Genomic DNA, 14,181 nt, shown 5'->3' with positions numbered 1-14,181 from the left:
ATTCGACTTACGCGCCGGACCATTCCGCTCTCTATCGAGGATTCCGAAATGACTTACGTACATCCTGCTTTTGCCGGCGTAGTGCCGCATATGCCGTACGTGCACCTTCATCATCTCGCGGCGATGCCGCAGGCCGTTGCGCCGCAATCCGTGGCACCGCAAGCAGTCGCGCCCATGGCCTATGCGCCGCAAGGCATTTTCAGCGGCATCGTCGGCGCGCTCGCGCCGACCGTAGGTCAAGCCGTGGGCGGTCTTTTGGGCGATGCCGGCGCAGGCAGGGCCATCGGTAATGTGGCAGGGCATATCGCCAGCTTTCTGCCGTTCGCCGTCGAGCCGCAAACGGCCTTCGCACCGCAAGGCGTTTTCGGGAACATCGCGGGTGCGCTGGCCCCGACGGTCGGCAACGCGTTGGGCAGCGCACTCGGCAATGGCGCACTCGGTCAGCAAATCGGTAACGTCGCCGGGCATTTCGCGCAGTTCCTGCCGTTTTCGGTGCAGCCTCAACAGGCGTTCGCGCCGCAGGGCGTCTTCGGCAACATCGCAGGCGCGCTGGCCCCGACGGTCGGCAACGCACTGGGCAGCGCGCTCGGCAACGGCGCACTCGGTCAGCAGATCGGTGGCGTTGCCGGGCATCTCGCGCAGTTCCTGCCGTTTTCGGTGCAGCCCCAGCAAGCCACCCTCATGCCACAGGGTGCCTTCGGCAACATCGCAAGCGCGGTGGCTCCGACGGTCGGCAGCGCATTGGGCAACGCATTGGGCAACGCGGCGCTCGGCCAGCAGATCGGCGATCTCGCGGGACACTTCGCACGCTTTCTGCCCTTTTCGGCACAGCCTCAATCGGCCCCGCTCATGCCGCAAGGGTTGATCGGCAACATCGCCGGAGGCCTTGCATCGATGCTGCCGTTCGCGGCACAGCCGATGGCCGTGCCGATGCACGTGTCCCCTCTCGGAACCATGCACTGACACGCGACGGGAAGCCACTTGCTGTCGCGCCGGCCACATGCGCGGCAGCACGCCCCTCATGACGGACGGACGAACTTTACCGGCTTTGCCGCCGCGTTCGTCCGTCGATCGATGCGTCGTTCTCACGGCGACGCGAAGGAGACTGCGATGGACAAGGACAAAAAGCCGATCGCGCCGAAATCCGCGGCCGAAGGCGACGCCGATTCGACGCCGAAGACCTCGCCCGCCGCCGCGGCAGGAAATGCGGTCCCGGTAGCCGGCGGCAAGCGCCAGTACCTGATTGCGCCACGGCGCGGCGTGCTGGCGAGGCAAGCGGCCGTCACGCCGATGTCGGCTGGCGACATGAGCAATGCGATAGATCGCCTGCCCGGTGTCGAAGTCGTTCGGGTCCTGGCCGGCCACAAGAACGCGCGCATGATGTCGGCGCGCCCCGACGAAGCAACCGACACCTACGTGGTCAAGGTCGATCCGGCCCACGCGCAGATCCTGCAGGCAACCGCACCGCCCGAGATGATCGTCGAAGAGGACCATTCGCTCGGCTACGGCCGCAAGCCCGACGCCGACGCCGGCGCGCAACTGAACCCGCAATCGGCGTTCTCGTCGGCCACGCTCAGACAGGTGACCATTCGCGTGCTGGGCACGGACGACGCACCTGTTGCCAACGCCGTCGTCGAGGTCGCCGCCGACGGATTTCCGGCCAAAGGCACGACGAACGCAGGCGGGGAAGTCACGCTGACGCTCGTGCAAATGAGCAACGGGCCGGTGCAGTCGCTCTCGGTTCGTCCCGCGCATACGTACTGGAACAGCTATCTCGTCGGACCGTCGCTCGCGAGCGACCAGGTCAATATCGTGAAGCTCGCACCTTTATGGCTGCCGAATCGCAACGTGCCCCCGTTCGCACCGCTCGGCTGGGGACAGCGGCTCATGGGACTCGACGAATCGCCGAGCACGGCAAGCGGAGCCGGCGTGCGCGTGGCCATCATCGATTCCGGCGCGGACACCTCGCATCCGTTGCTCGGCCATATCCTGCGCGGCGCCGACATGACCAACGAGCAGGACCCGGCCACATGGAAGACCGATGTGATCGGCCATGGCTCGCATTGCGCCGGTGTGATCGCCGCACGCATGGGCGAGCAGGCGAAAACCGAGAGTATCGCCATGCGCGGCTTCGCCCCCGATGCCGAGATCCATGTGCTGAAGGTCTTTCCGAGCGGCCAATACAGCACGCTCATCGAAGCGCTCGACTACTGCATCAATCACGATATCGATGTCGTCAACATGAGTCTCGGCGCGCCGCAGCCTTCGCTTGCGGTCGAACAAAAGCTCATCGAAGCGGTACAAAGCGGCGTCGCTTGTGTCGTCGCTGCAGGCAACTCCGGCGGCCCCGTGCAATATCCCGCGGCCTCGCCCTACGTACTCGCGGTCTCGGCATTGGGGCTGCACCGGGAATTGCCGCCGAGCGCCTGGGAACAGACGCAAGTCGTCGCGCAAACGCTGACTGCCGACGGGCTCTTCTCGCCGACGTTCTCGTGTCATGGGCCGCAGATCGGCGTGTGCGGCCCGGGCGTCGGAATCGTGTCGACCGTGCCGGGTGCGGCCTTCAATCCCGAGTCCGGCACCTCGATGGCAGCGCCCCACATCACCGGTCTCGCGGCACTGCTGCTGAGCGATCCGCATCTTGCCGGCTATCTCGGTCCGAGGGGGCCGCAACGCGTCGCCGCGCTCTTTCAATTGATCCGGATGATCTGCACACCCGTTTCGGCGAACGATCCATCGAACCGCTTCGGCGCGGGTCTGCCGAGATTGCAAAACATTCGCCGGCTGCTGCCGCAGGTCTACCGGTAAGGACGCCACACACGCTCGATGCCCAAGCGCACGCCGCGAATATCGCGGCGGCGCCGCGCACCGGTATCAAAACGACAGGAGAACATCGACATGTCGACGCTATCGCACTGGAGAATCAGGCGGGCCGCATTGCTCGCGGCGATCGGCCTCGTTTCGGTCGGCGCCCACGCGCAAGGCTGGACGCTCGCACTTTCGTGGAAAGCAGGATCGTGCGACGAGAACAACGGAACGACCACCTGCATCGCCCAGGCGGCGCAGAGTGTCCCGGCCCGTGGCGCCGATACGGATGCGGGTGCCCCGCCCCCGATGCTGAAAGCGATCGCGCTGCGCACGGATCGCGTCGATTGCGATGCGACCGCGCTCGCCGACGAGAGCCTGCCCGCCGGCCTCGAACGCTATGTGTCGTCGACGAGCGGCAATTCGTTGCAACGGCGCTGGAACCGCTATGGCAGTTGCAGCGGATATACGCCGGCAGGTTACTTCACGGAAATCGCGGCCATGGCGCGTGCCGTCGGCCGTACGAACCTCGGACAGTACCTCGAGCAGCATGCCGGCAAACGGGTGCAGCTCGACGAGCTGAAAGATGCGCAACTGCATGACTTCTTCTTCGGCGCCGATAAAGCCATTCAGTTCTACTGCGCGCCGGACGGGCGCCTCGCCGAAGTGCGCTACACGTTGCGCGACTGGTCCGACATGTTCGTTTACCGCGACAGGGGCAGCCTGCTCGTGCCCACACCCGGCGGAAACTGCGGCGAAGAGGTCATTCTCTAGCAGCGCCCAATAGAAGACGCCCGCAACGTCCCCACGCAACAGGAGACCTCATCATGTGTGCTGTCCGAATCGGTGTGCAATATCCCTCGCCCAAGATCGGTTTCGACCAAGGCATTCGAGGCGCGCCGGCCGGCGCGGCGATTGCGCCGGCCGTGCCGAGGCACGCGCTGATCGCGCAATTGCAAACGGAGTGCGACGCGATGGCTCGCTATGCACTCCGGCACGGCATGGCAATCGCCCCGGAGCTCGTGGCGCAACTGTCGCCGCTTCTCGCCATCGATCCCGAGTCGGTGAGCGCTTCGACGAACGGTGCCGAAGGCATCGGCAACGGAGCGGCTTCGTCCGCGCAGACTCCGCTATGCCACGCGCTCGCCACGATTCACCGGCGCCTCGCAATCGCGATCTCACCGGCCACGCCGCAAGCCGTCGCACTGCTCGATAACGAGCGTCGGCGCCAACGCTTCTCCTGGCTGGGGCCCGTGCCGCTGATTCGCACGCTGACGGTCTGCGCGCTGTCATTCCTGTTCGCGGTGATCGCCATGTCGCTGCCGCCCGAGGTCTCGGCCGCGAACATCGACCGGGGATTCCTCGATTCGTCAGGCATACCGCTGTTGTTGAACGCGATCTTTCTGCTGTCGTGCGCCGGCCTCGGCGCGTCGTTCGCCACGCTCTTTCAGGCGCATCGATTTGTCGCGAATGCGACGTACGACCCTCAATACGACGCTTCGTACGGCGCACGCCTGATACTCGGCGTCATCGCCGGGCTGATTCTCGTGGAGATACTGCCTTCTCATCTCTACGACAGCGGCAGCATGCGCAGCTTCGGCAAGCCTGCACTCGCCATGCTGGGCGGATTCTCCGCGACCGCCGTGCATCGGCTGCTGCATCGGCTCGTCGAAACGCTCGAGACGCTCGTGCGCGGCGACCCGCGGCCGGCCGCGGAGGCGGCCTTCGAGACGCGACGCGCACAGGCGGCGACCGAGCGCGTCCAATGGAAAGGCGAGCTTGCCGCGGAATTGCTCGAACTTCAACAATCGATCGAGGGCGGCATGCCGGTGGACGCGGTCAAGCAGCGGCTGGCCAGCTTCACGCGCAACGTCCTGCATCCCGATGCACCGAAGCCCGCCGCAAGCGCCGCGGCCGAGCCCAGTCGGAAGGAGTAAGCCATGCTCTTCCTCTATAACTGGCCGTCATCGATCATGGGACTCTTCGTCGTCACGCTCACGCTGATCGTCGCGCTGGGCGGCTATGCCTTCTTTCGCCGCGTCGTGCGCGTGCGTCCCGCACCCGAAGAGCAATCGATGACGATTGCGATGGTCTCCGTCATCACCACGATCAACTCGCTGCTGATTGCGTTCGCCGCCATCAATGTATGGGGGGCGTACTCGGACGCAGCCCACAACGTCGACCTCGAAGCCACGACGGCCGGCGAACTCGCGCGCGACCTCGCTGCATTCGGCGAGCCGCTGGCGGGGCAGGCGGTCGATGCACTCCATGCCTATCTCGATGGCGTCGTGCGCTTCGAATGGCCGAAGATGCAGCAAGAAGCAGCCGGCGATCCCAAGTCGGAAGCGCGTTTCGACGCACTCTTCGACAAGGTCAACCAGATTCAGCCGCGCAACGAGCGGCAGCGCGCGCTGCTGGCCGAGGTGCTCAAGCGCGTCAACGAACTGGCCAAACTGCGCGATCAGCGCCTGCTGACGCTCAATGTCGCCATGCCGGCGACGCTGTGGACCGTCATGCTGATTGCGAGCGCCGTCTCGTTCCTGCTCCTCTATACGCTGCCGGGCACGATGTTCAACGTCGCGTTGATCGCCGCGTGGGCGCTAACGCTCGGGCTCGCATTCTTTTTCGTGCTGGCCGTCGACCGGCCCTTCGCGGGCCGGGTCAGCGTGGGGCCGGAGCCGCTGGCGCATCTGGTGCAAGCGCTGAATGCTCGCGCGCAACTAACGATCGGAGTCGATCATGACACGCGATGACTTCCTGGCTGCTGCACGGCTATCGGACGCGCTCGTCGAGCAATGGTACGCGCCCATCCGTGCCGCGTTCGACGAGTTCGATATCTCGACGCCGGCGCGCATGGCCGCCTTCATCGCCCAGGCAGGCCACGAAACACTCGGCTTCACGCTCACCCGCGAGCTGTGGGGGCCGACGACGGCTCAGCTCGCTTACGAGCCGCCCTCGCCAAAAGCAGCCGAACTCGGCAATGTGCGACCCGGCGATGGACGGAGGTTCCGCGGTCGTGGACTGCTTCAGATCACGGGGCGAGCGAACTACGCGGCCTGCGGTCACGCGCTCGGCATCGACCTCGAGACGCAGCCCGAGCAGCTCGAGCAAGCGCTCGCCGCAACCCGCGCTTCCGCATGGTGGTGGTATCGGCATGGTTGCAGCGCCTTCGCGGATAGCGGCGATTTCATCGCGCTGACCAAGCGGATCAACGGCGGCGTCAACGGACTCGTCGACCGGCAACGCCGGTGGGAGATCGCGAAAGCCGCGTTCGGTATCTGAGCATGCGCGTCGCGCATCGACGCGGGATCGATCACTTTAACGAGCACCCCCCGTGCGCCGGCGCGCCACTACACGCAATACTTGCCCAGGCTCCAGCCGCCGTCACCCGCCCGTCTCCATGACGAGCAGCTGCGCCCCGTCGGCCACCTGATCGCCGACGCCGTACAGCACCTCGGAGATTTTTCCGGCGGCGGGCGCGCCGATCGTATGTTCCATCTTCATGGCCTCCATGACGATCAGCGGCGTGCCCTTTTCCACAACGGCGCCTGCCTCGACGAGCACCGCGATCACTTTGCCCGGCATCGGGGCAGTCAAGCGCCCCTCTCCATGCTCGGCATCGGCCGCATGCGCGAGCAGGTTCGTCCACTCGAAAGCGAGCGATGTACCGGAGCAAAATACATGGAACGTATCGGCATCGATAAAAACCCGGCCCGTCGTTCGAACGTCGCCAAGGCGTACCCCGTAGCCATGAGGCTGCGCCTCGCGCCACCAGTCGAACGGCTCCGTCCATTGCTCGTGCTCGAGGGCGCGAACGGAATCGTCGCGGGTATAGACGACCCTGCATGGCGCGTCGTCCTCGATCGCGCGCCACTCGATTGTCTGGCGATAGCTGCCGTTCAAACGCCAATGCGATAGCGCATCCCACGGAGAGGCGCCATGCGCGGTGCCGCCTTCGCGCGTCAGCAGCGCTGCGCAGGCAAGCGCGAGCGCTTCCTTGAACGGTTTCTCGGTGCGAGCGAACAGCGCATCGTGATGACGCTCGATGAGGCCCGTATCGAGTTCGGCCGAGGCGAACGGCGGGCACGTCACGATGCGCCGCAGAAATTCGATATTCGTTTGCGGGCCCACCGCTTCGCAGGCTTGCAATGCGCGGTCCATACGGGCAAGCGCCTCGTCCCGGTCCGCGCCGTGTACGATCACTTTCGCGATCATCGGGTCGTAAAACGGCGTGATCGTATCGCCTTCGCGCACGCCGCTATCGATACGCACCGCCGCGCGCCGCGGCTCGCCGATCGTGAACTCGACGCTTGCGGGCATGCGCAGATACTTGAGCGTGCCCGTCGAAGGCAAAAAGCCGCGCGCCGGATTCTCGGCATAGACGCGCGCTTCGATCGCATGGCCATCGACCTTCAACTGGTCCTGCCGCAATGGCAGCGGCTCTCCGGCCGCTACGCGCAACTGCCACTCGACCAGATCGAGCCCCGTCACCATTTCGGTAACGGGATGCTCGACCTGCAGGCGCGTATTCATCTCCATGAAGTAGAACGCCGTGCCGGTCATGATGAACTCGACGGTGCCGGCGCCCACGTAGGACACCGCTCGCGCCGCCGCGACGGCAGCTTCGCCCATCGCTCGCCGAACGTCCGCCTCGAGCCCCGGTGCGGGCGCTTCCTCGAGCACTTTTTGGTGACGCCGCTGCACCGAACAATCGCGATCGAACAGGTAGACCGCACCGCCATGGCGATCGGCGAATACCTGCACCTCCACGTGCCGAGGCCGGAGCAGGTATTTCTCGATGAGAATGCGATCGTTGCCGAAGCTGCTCGCCGCCTCGCGCTTGCATGATGCGAGCGCGGCCGCGAAATCCTCGTGTTTGTCCACCACGCGCATGCCCTTGCCGCCACCGCCCGCGCTCGCCTTCAGCAGGACGGGATAGCCGATCGCATCGGCCTCGCGGTGCAATCGTTCGGGGTCCTGATCGTCGCCGTGATAGCCGGGCACGAGCGGAACCGCCGCCGCTTGCATCAGCGCTTTGGCCGCCGCCTTCGATCCCATGGCCGCGATAGCCGACACCGGCGGCCCGATGAAGACGATTCCGGCCGCTTCGCAGGCTTCGGCGAATGCTTCGTTTTCCGAAAGAAATCCATAGCCGGGATGAATGGCCTGCGCGCCCGTCTTCAGCGCCGCATCGATGATGCGCTCGATGCGCAGATAGCTTTCGGCCGCGGGCGAGGCACCGATATGCACCGCTTCGTCGCATGCGGCGACATGCTTCGCACCGGCATCGGCGTCCGAATATACGGCCACGCTCGCCACGCCGAGCCGGCGGCAAGTCGCCGCGACACGGCAGGCAATCTCGCCGCGGTTCGCAATCAGGATCTTGTTGAACATGTGAGGTCTCGCAATGGGAGTGCGCGTCGCGCTGCCGTGTCTCGCCGGATCGTGGATCAATCGCGCCAGGCCGGCGCCCGCTTGTCGAGGAACGCGGCCACCCCTTCGCGGCCTTCGTCGCTGGCCCGAATGGCGGCAATGCGCGCGGCCGTATCGTCGATGAGCGCTTCGTCGAGTGCGCGACCCGCGACATCCTGCACGAGCCGTTTGGATTCGCGTACGGCCTGCGGACCGTTCGCGCAGAGCGCGGCGGCGAGCTTTTGCACTGTGGCGTCGAGCGCATCGGCCGGCACGGCTTCATGAACGAGCCCGAACCGGCAGGCAACCGCGCACTCGAACGGCTCCGCCGTCGTGAAATAGCGGCGGCAGGCACGCTCGCCGAGCGCCCGGATAACGTACGGTGAAATAGTCGCGGCAATCAATCCCAAGCGCGCTTCGGACAGGCAAAACCGTGCCGTCTCGACCGCGACGACGATGTCGCACGCAGCGACGAGCCCCACACCGCCCGCATACGCATCGCCGGACACGCGCGCGATGACCGGCTTCGCCGAGCGATAGACGGCTGCCAGCATGTCGGCGAGCCGCCGCGCGTCGGCGCGGTTCTCCTCGTCGGAGAACGACGCCATCTTTTTCATCCAGTTCAGATCGGCGCCCGCGCAAAACGCCGGACCGTTGGCCGCGAGCACGACCGCGCGCACATCGTCGCGCGTCTGTAGACGCGAAACGACGTCGGTCAGCTCGGCGATCATCGTCTCGTTGAATGCGTTGCGCACCTCCGGGCGATTAAGCGTCACCGTCGCGACGTGCCCGGAAATCGCTAGCTCAAGCGTGCTGTATTGCATCGAGGGCTCCTCGTCCGTTCGTTTCGAAGGTCGCTTCTTTCCGATTGCGGATCACATCCGGAACACGCCGAAGCGCGTGTCGCCGATCGGCGCATTCATCGCCGCGGATAAGCCGAGACCCAGCACGTCGCGCGTTTGAGCCGGATCGATCACACCGTCGTCCCAAAGACGCGCGCTCGCGTAATAGGGATGGCCCTGGTGTTCGTACTGGTCGCGAATCGGCTTCTTGAACGCTTCCTCCTCGTCGGCGCTCCACCTGCCGCCCTTCGCTTCGATACCGTCGCGCTTGACCGTCGCCAGCACCGACGCGGCCTGCTCGCCGCCCATGACGGAGATGCGGGCGTTGGGCCACATCCAGAGAAAGCGCGGCGAGTAGGCTCGCCCGCACATGCCGTAGTTGCCCGCGCCGAACGAGCCGCCGATGATGACCGTGAACTTCGGCACGTTGGCCGTCGCAACCGCCGTGACCATCTTGGCGCCGTTGCGTGCAATTCCTTCGTTCTCGTATTTGCGCCCGACCATGAAGCCCGTGATGTTCTGCAGGAACACGAGCGGAATTTTGCGCTGACAGCAAAGCTCGATGAAATGCGTGCCCTTGAGCGCGGACTCCGAGAACAGAATGCCGTTGTTCGCCACGATGCCGACCGGATGACCCCAGATATGGGCGAAGCCCGTGACGAGCGTCGTGCCGTAGCGCGCCTTGAACTCGTCGAATTCGGAATCGTCGACGACGCGCGCGATGATCTCGCGAATGTCGAACGGCTTACGCGTATCGACCGGAATGACGCCGTAGATGCTCTTTGCGTCGTAGCGCGGCGGCTTCGGTTCGCGCAGTGCGATGGGCGGTACTTTCACGCGGTTGAGCTTGCCGACGATGCTCCGCGCGAGCGCGAGCGCATGCGCGTCGTTCTGCGCGAGGTGATCGACGACACCCGACAGACGCGTATGGACATCGCCGCCGCCCAGATCTTCCGCACTGACTTCCTCGCCCGTGGCCGCCTTCACGAGCGGCGGCCCGCCGAGGAAGATCGTGCCTTGATTCTTGACGATGATCGATTCGTCGCTCATTGCGGGCACATACGCGCCACCCGCGGTGCACGAGCCCATCACCACCGCGATCTGTGCGATACCCGCTGCCGACAGATTGGCCTGATTGTAGAAAATGCGCCCGAAATGATCCCGATCGGGGAATACTTCGTCCTGATTCGGCAGATTTGCGCCGCCCGAGTCGACGAGGTAGACACACGGCAAGTGGTTTTCGGCGGCGATCTCCTGCGCGCGGACATGCTTTTTGACCGTCATCGGGTAGTAAGTGCCGCCTTTAACCGTCGCATCGTTGCAGACGATCACGCATTCCTGCTGTGCGATGCGGCCGATGCCGGTAATGATGCCGGCTCCGGGTGCCGCATCGTGATACATGCCGAACGCCGCGAGCTGCGAAAACTCGAGAAACGGCGTACCGGGGTCGAGCAGTTGCGCGATGCGATCGCGCGGCAGCAGCTTGCCGCGCGAGACGTGCTTGTCGCGCGCCGCGGCCCCGCCGCCCAACGCGAGATGCGCCACTTTCTGCTGCAAATCGGCAACGACGGCTTCGAGCGCAGCGGCGTTGGCGCGGAATTCGTCGGAGCGCGGATTCAGCTTGCTTTCGATGATCGGCATGAGGGGAATACTCCGTTCGCGGCGCGGATGTCGGGATGCGTCAGGCGGTTTCGGCAAAAAGCTCGCGGCCGATCAACATGCGGCGGACCTCGCTCGTGCCCGCGCCGATTTCATAAAGCTTTGCGTCGCGCCAAAGCCGGCCGACCGGATATTCGTTGATATAGCCGTTGCCGCCGAGGATCTGGATCGCCTCGCCGGCCATCCATGTCGCTTTCTCCGCGGTATAGAGAATGACGCCCGCGCAATCCTTGCGAACTTGACGTACGTGTTCCTTGCCGAGCGTATCGAGCTGACGGCCCACGGCATACAGATACGCACGGCAGGCTTGCAGCGTCGTGTACATGTCCGCGACCTTGCCCTGGATCAGTTGGAATTCGCCGATCGCCTGACCGAATTGCTTGCGATCGTGAATATACGGAACGACGGCATCCATACAGGCAAGCATGATGCCCGTCGGGCCACCGGCCAGCACGGCGCGTTCGTAATCGAGGCCGCTCATCAGCACGTTCACGCCGCCGTTCAGCCGGCCGAGGATGTTTTCTTCGGGGACCTCGACATCGACGAAGACGAGCTCGCCCGTATGCGAGCCGCGCATGCCGAGCTTGTCGAGCTTTTGCGCCACCGAGAAGCCCTTCATCCCTTTTTCGACGATGAACGCCGTGATGCCGCGGGCACCGGCTTCGATATCGGTCTTGGCATAGACGACGAGCGTGTCGCAATCGGGACCGTTCGTGATCCACATCTTCGTGCCGTTCAGCACATAACGGTCACCGCGCTTGTCCGCGCGCAGCTTCATGCTGACGACGTCCGACCCGGCGTTGGGCTCACTCATCGCCAACGCGCCGACGTGCTCGCCGGAGACGAGCTTCGGCAGGTATTTGTGCTTTTGCGCTTCGGTGCCGTTGCGGTGAATCTGATTGACGCACAGATTCGAATGAGCGCCATACGAGAGTCCCACCGACGCAGAGGCGCGCGAGATCTCTTCCATCGCGACCATATGCGCCACGTAGCCCATGTTCGCGCCGCCGTATTCCTCGGAGACCGTCATGCCGAGCACGCCGAGTTCGCCGAACTTGCGCCAGAGGTCCATTGGAAATTGATCGGTGCGATCGACCTCGGCCGCACGCGGGGCGATCTCCTTTGCGGCGAAGTTGGCCAGCGTATCGCGCAGCATGTCGATTTCCTCGCCGAGCGCGAACTGCAATCCAGGCACGTTGCTCATGATGCCTCCCGCTGGGCCGCCCCAAGGGAAGCATCCGCCCCCTCGGTGGGCACTGCTTTGCATGGGACCGGAGTAAGCGCTGAAGCGCCAACTCCGCTCGACAGCGAACGAAAGAGAGCGTGGGGGTCGTTCATTCAGTTTCTCCAGTCGGGGCGGCGTCGTACGCCACCGTGGTGGGGCAAGAGGCGCGGATCGCGCGCTCGATCAACGCGCATTTCACGCCACATTTACGTAAGCGTCAATAGGTTTTTCTGAGTATCACTCACTTTTTGAAGGCGCTATATGGAGCACGCCGCTCGGTGCTACCATCGCGATCACCGAGCCTCCGAACGGAGGCAGACTTGAACCTGACTCAAACATGGATGATTCGAAGCCCGAAGCGGGCGGTGCGCGGCGTCAGCCGGCCGGTCGCAAATCACAGCAACGTGTGAAGGACATCCTTCAGGCGGGCCGCGAGGTATTCTCCGAAAAGGGGTACGAGCGCGCGACGACGGCTGAAATCGCTCAGCGCGTCGGCGTTTCCGAGGCGACGGTCTTCAGTTACTTTCGCGGCAAACGAGAGTTGTGCGTGCGAGTCATTTCGGATTGGTACGATGAAATCATCGCGGCCATTGAAACGGGGCTTCCGCGCGACGGCAGCACGCGTCAGCAGTTCGCCTTTATCGTGCGCATGCACGTGCGGCTCATGCTCGTGCACGGCACCGGCCTTTGCTCGCTGGTGCTTTCGGAGGGGCGCACGAAGTACCATGCGCTCGGCGACGAATTGACCGTCCTGCAGCGGCGCTACACGGCGCCGCTCATGCGCGTTCTCGCGCAGGGGCAGCAAGCGGGACATATTCGCACCGACATGCCGCTTCGGCTCATGCGCTCGCTCGTATTCGGCCCGATGGAGCATGTGTTGTGGGATGCGACGCTTGCGCATCGTGGCGCGGATATCGATGCAACGGCCGAACAACTCGTGGATGTCTTATGGACCGCGCTGCACCCGCCGCACCCGGACGTGGCCGCGCTGACCCGGCTAAAGGAAGACGTCGACGACGCGATGCGTCGTTTCGACCATGCGACGCGCACGGCAGAACGGATGTCGAAGCCGGTCGCCAACGGCAAACGTACGAGCAAGAAGGCAACGGCCGAAACGTGAGGGATGCGCCGCCGCTCGGCGTACGCTTGCCGGTTATCGGCCGCGCGCGTATCGTTGGCCCATCGTTCGCTTTGGCTCGACAAGCCGATGATCTCCGTTCTCACCCCCGCCCTGGCCTCGAAACTCGCCAAGCTTGCTCTCGCCCATTTGACGCGCGAGTACCCCAATAAGCTGACGCATGCTCTGGCGGGTCCCGAAGACGTGCGCTCGCCGCGCGAACTGCACCCGATCTTCTATGGCAGCTACGATTGGCATTCGTGCGTGCACGGTTATTGGATGCTGCTGCGTTTGGTGACGCATTATCCCGACATGCCCGAAGCGCCAGCCGTCAAGGCCGTCGTGGATGCGCACTTCACCGATGCTAACGTTGCCGGGGAGTTGGCTTATTTGAGGCTCCCTCACAACGGAAGTTTCGAACGCCCATACGGTTGGGCCTGGCTGCTCGCGCTCGCCGCTCAGCTTCATTCGATGCCCGGGACCGACGCCGCGCGTTGGTCGCGTACGATTGCGCCACTGACTGATACCTTTGTCGCGCGCTTCGAAGCGTTTTTACCGAAGGCCACCTATCCGCTGCGCGTAGGCACGCATTTCAATACGGCATTTGCGCTTGCTCTTGCGCTCGACTTTGCACGTATCGCCGAGCGCGCAAGCTTCGCTGAGTTGATCGTCGATACGGCGAAACGCTGGTATTTGAACGATGCGGCTTGCCAAGCGTGGGAGCCGAGCGGCGATGAATTTCTTTCTCCGTCGCTGATGGAAGCGGAATTGATGCGACGTGCCCTGCCTCCACCTGAGTTTTTGAACTGGTTCGACCGGTTCTTGCCGGGCCTCGCGCAGGGGAAACCGGCCACGCTGTTCACGCCCGCAACGGTGACGGATCGCAGCGATGGCAAGATCGCGCATCTGGATGGACTGAATTTGAGTAGAGCATGGTGCCAGCGCTCGATTGCGCAAGCGCTGCCACCAGACGATGCACGCCGGCCGCTGCTCGAGGATGCTGCCGAGCGGCATTTGCAGGCTGCGCTTACCCATGTGGCGGGCGATTACATGGGTGAGCATTGGCTGGGGACGTTTGCGGTGCTGGCGCTAGCGCTCCCTGACGGCAGTTGATCGTTGCC

The 14,181-nt window shown here is 64.4% G+C and carries 12 protein-coding genes; 8 read left to right on the top strand and 4 right to left on the bottom strand.

Features of this window, described 5'->3' with window-relative positions; translation table 11 throughout:
* Positions 1–48 precede the first annotated feature (48 nt).
* From ACO1XS_RS14075 to ACO1XS_RS14050, 6 genes are all read left to right on the top strand, one after another.
* Positions 49–963 carry a hypothetical protein gene (locus ACO1XS_RS14075; RefSeq protein WP_486390953.1) on the top strand — a complete coding sequence of 305 codons (915 nt, stop codon included), beginning with the start codon at positions 49–51 and terminating at the stop codon, positions 961–963.
* A 147-nt stretch (positions 964–1,110) separates the two neighbouring features.
* Entirely contained in the window at positions 1,111–2,808 is a 1,698-nt protein-coding gene (locus ACO1XS_RS14070) for a S8 family serine peptidase (protein ID WP_486390952.1), read from the top strand.
* 90 nt (positions 2,809–2,898) lie between these two features.
* On the top strand, positions 2,899–3,579 hold the full coding sequence (locus ACO1XS_RS14065) for a ribonuclease T2 family protein (protein WP_486390951.1): 681 nt from the start codon (positions 2,899–2,901) through the stop codon (positions 3,577–3,579).
* Positions 3,580–3,632: 53 nt separating this feature from the next.
* Entirely contained in the window at positions 3,633–4,742 is a 1,110-nt protein-coding gene (locus ACO1XS_RS14060) for a hypothetical protein (protein ID WP_331570577.1), read from the top strand.
* A gap of 3 nt (positions 4,743–4,745) precedes the next feature.
* The gene (locus ACO1XS_RS14055; protein ID WP_331570575.1) at positions 4,746–5,558 is read left to right on the top strand and encodes a bestrophin-like domain; all 813 of its coding nucleotides are present in this window, start codon (positions 4,746–4,748) and stop codon (positions 5,556–5,558) included.
* Positions 5,545–6,087 (top strand): glycoside hydrolase family 19 protein, encoded by a 543-nt coding sequence (locus tag ACO1XS_RS14050; protein ID WP_486390950.1) that lies wholly within the window; start codon positions 5,545–5,547, stop codon positions 6,085–6,087. Before ACO1XS_RS14055 ends, ACO1XS_RS14050 begins: the two co-directional genes overlap by 14 nt.
* A gap of 102 nt (positions 6,088–6,189) precedes the next feature.
* Here ACO1XS_RS14050 and ACO1XS_RS14045 read toward each other — a convergent pair whose 3' ends face one another.
* The 4 genes from ACO1XS_RS14045 to ACO1XS_RS14030 are packed head-to-tail and all read right to left on the bottom strand — an operon-like array spanning position 6,190 to position 11,922.
* Positions 6,190–8,199, bottom strand: a complete 2,010-nt coding sequence (locus ACO1XS_RS14045; RefSeq protein WP_486390949.1) for an acetyl/propionyl/methylcrotonyl-CoA carboxylase subunit alpha — start codon at positions 8,197–8,199, stop codon at positions 6,190–6,192.
* 56 nt (positions 8,200–8,255) lie between these two features.
* A complete protein-coding gene (locus tag ACO1XS_RS14040) occupies positions 8,256–9,041 on the bottom strand; it encodes an enoyl-CoA hydratase/isomerase family protein (protein ID WP_331570569.1) in 786 nt (261 codons plus the stop codon).
* A 51-nt stretch (positions 9,042–9,092) separates the two neighbouring features.
* On the bottom strand, positions 9,093–10,700 hold the full coding sequence (locus tag ACO1XS_RS14035; RefSeq protein ID WP_486390948.1) for a carboxyl transferase domain-containing protein: 1,608 nt from the start codon (positions 10,698–10,700) through the stop codon (positions 9,093–9,095).
* 40 nt (positions 10,701–10,740) lie between these two features.
* Positions 10,741–11,922, bottom strand: a complete 1,182-nt coding sequence (locus ACO1XS_RS14030) for an isovaleryl-CoA dehydrogenase (RefSeq protein ID WP_331570565.1) — start codon at positions 11,920–11,922, stop codon at positions 10,741–10,743.
* Positions 11,923–12,280: 358 nt separating this feature from the next.
* On the opposite strand from ACO1XS_RS14030, the gene ACO1XS_RS14025 reads away from it, so the two are divergent.
* Complete coding sequence (locus ACO1XS_RS14025) at positions 12,281–13,063, top strand: TetR/AcrR family transcriptional regulator (protein ID WP_486390947.1); 783 nt, start codon at positions 12,281–12,283, stop codon at positions 13,061–13,063.
* An 87-nt stretch (positions 13,064–13,150) separates the two neighbouring features.
* Positions 13,151–14,173 (top strand): DUF2891 domain-containing protein, encoded by a 1,023-nt coding sequence (locus tag ACO1XS_RS14020; protein WP_331570561.1) that lies wholly within the window; start codon positions 13,151–13,153, stop codon positions 14,171–14,173.
* The last annotated feature ends 8 nt before the right edge of the window (positions 14,174–14,181 follow it).

This window comes from Trinickia sp. (assembly GCF_057351765.1).
The sequence above is the reverse complement of the archived record's forward strand: the minus strand, read 5'-3'. Positions and strand labels throughout refer to the sequence as shown.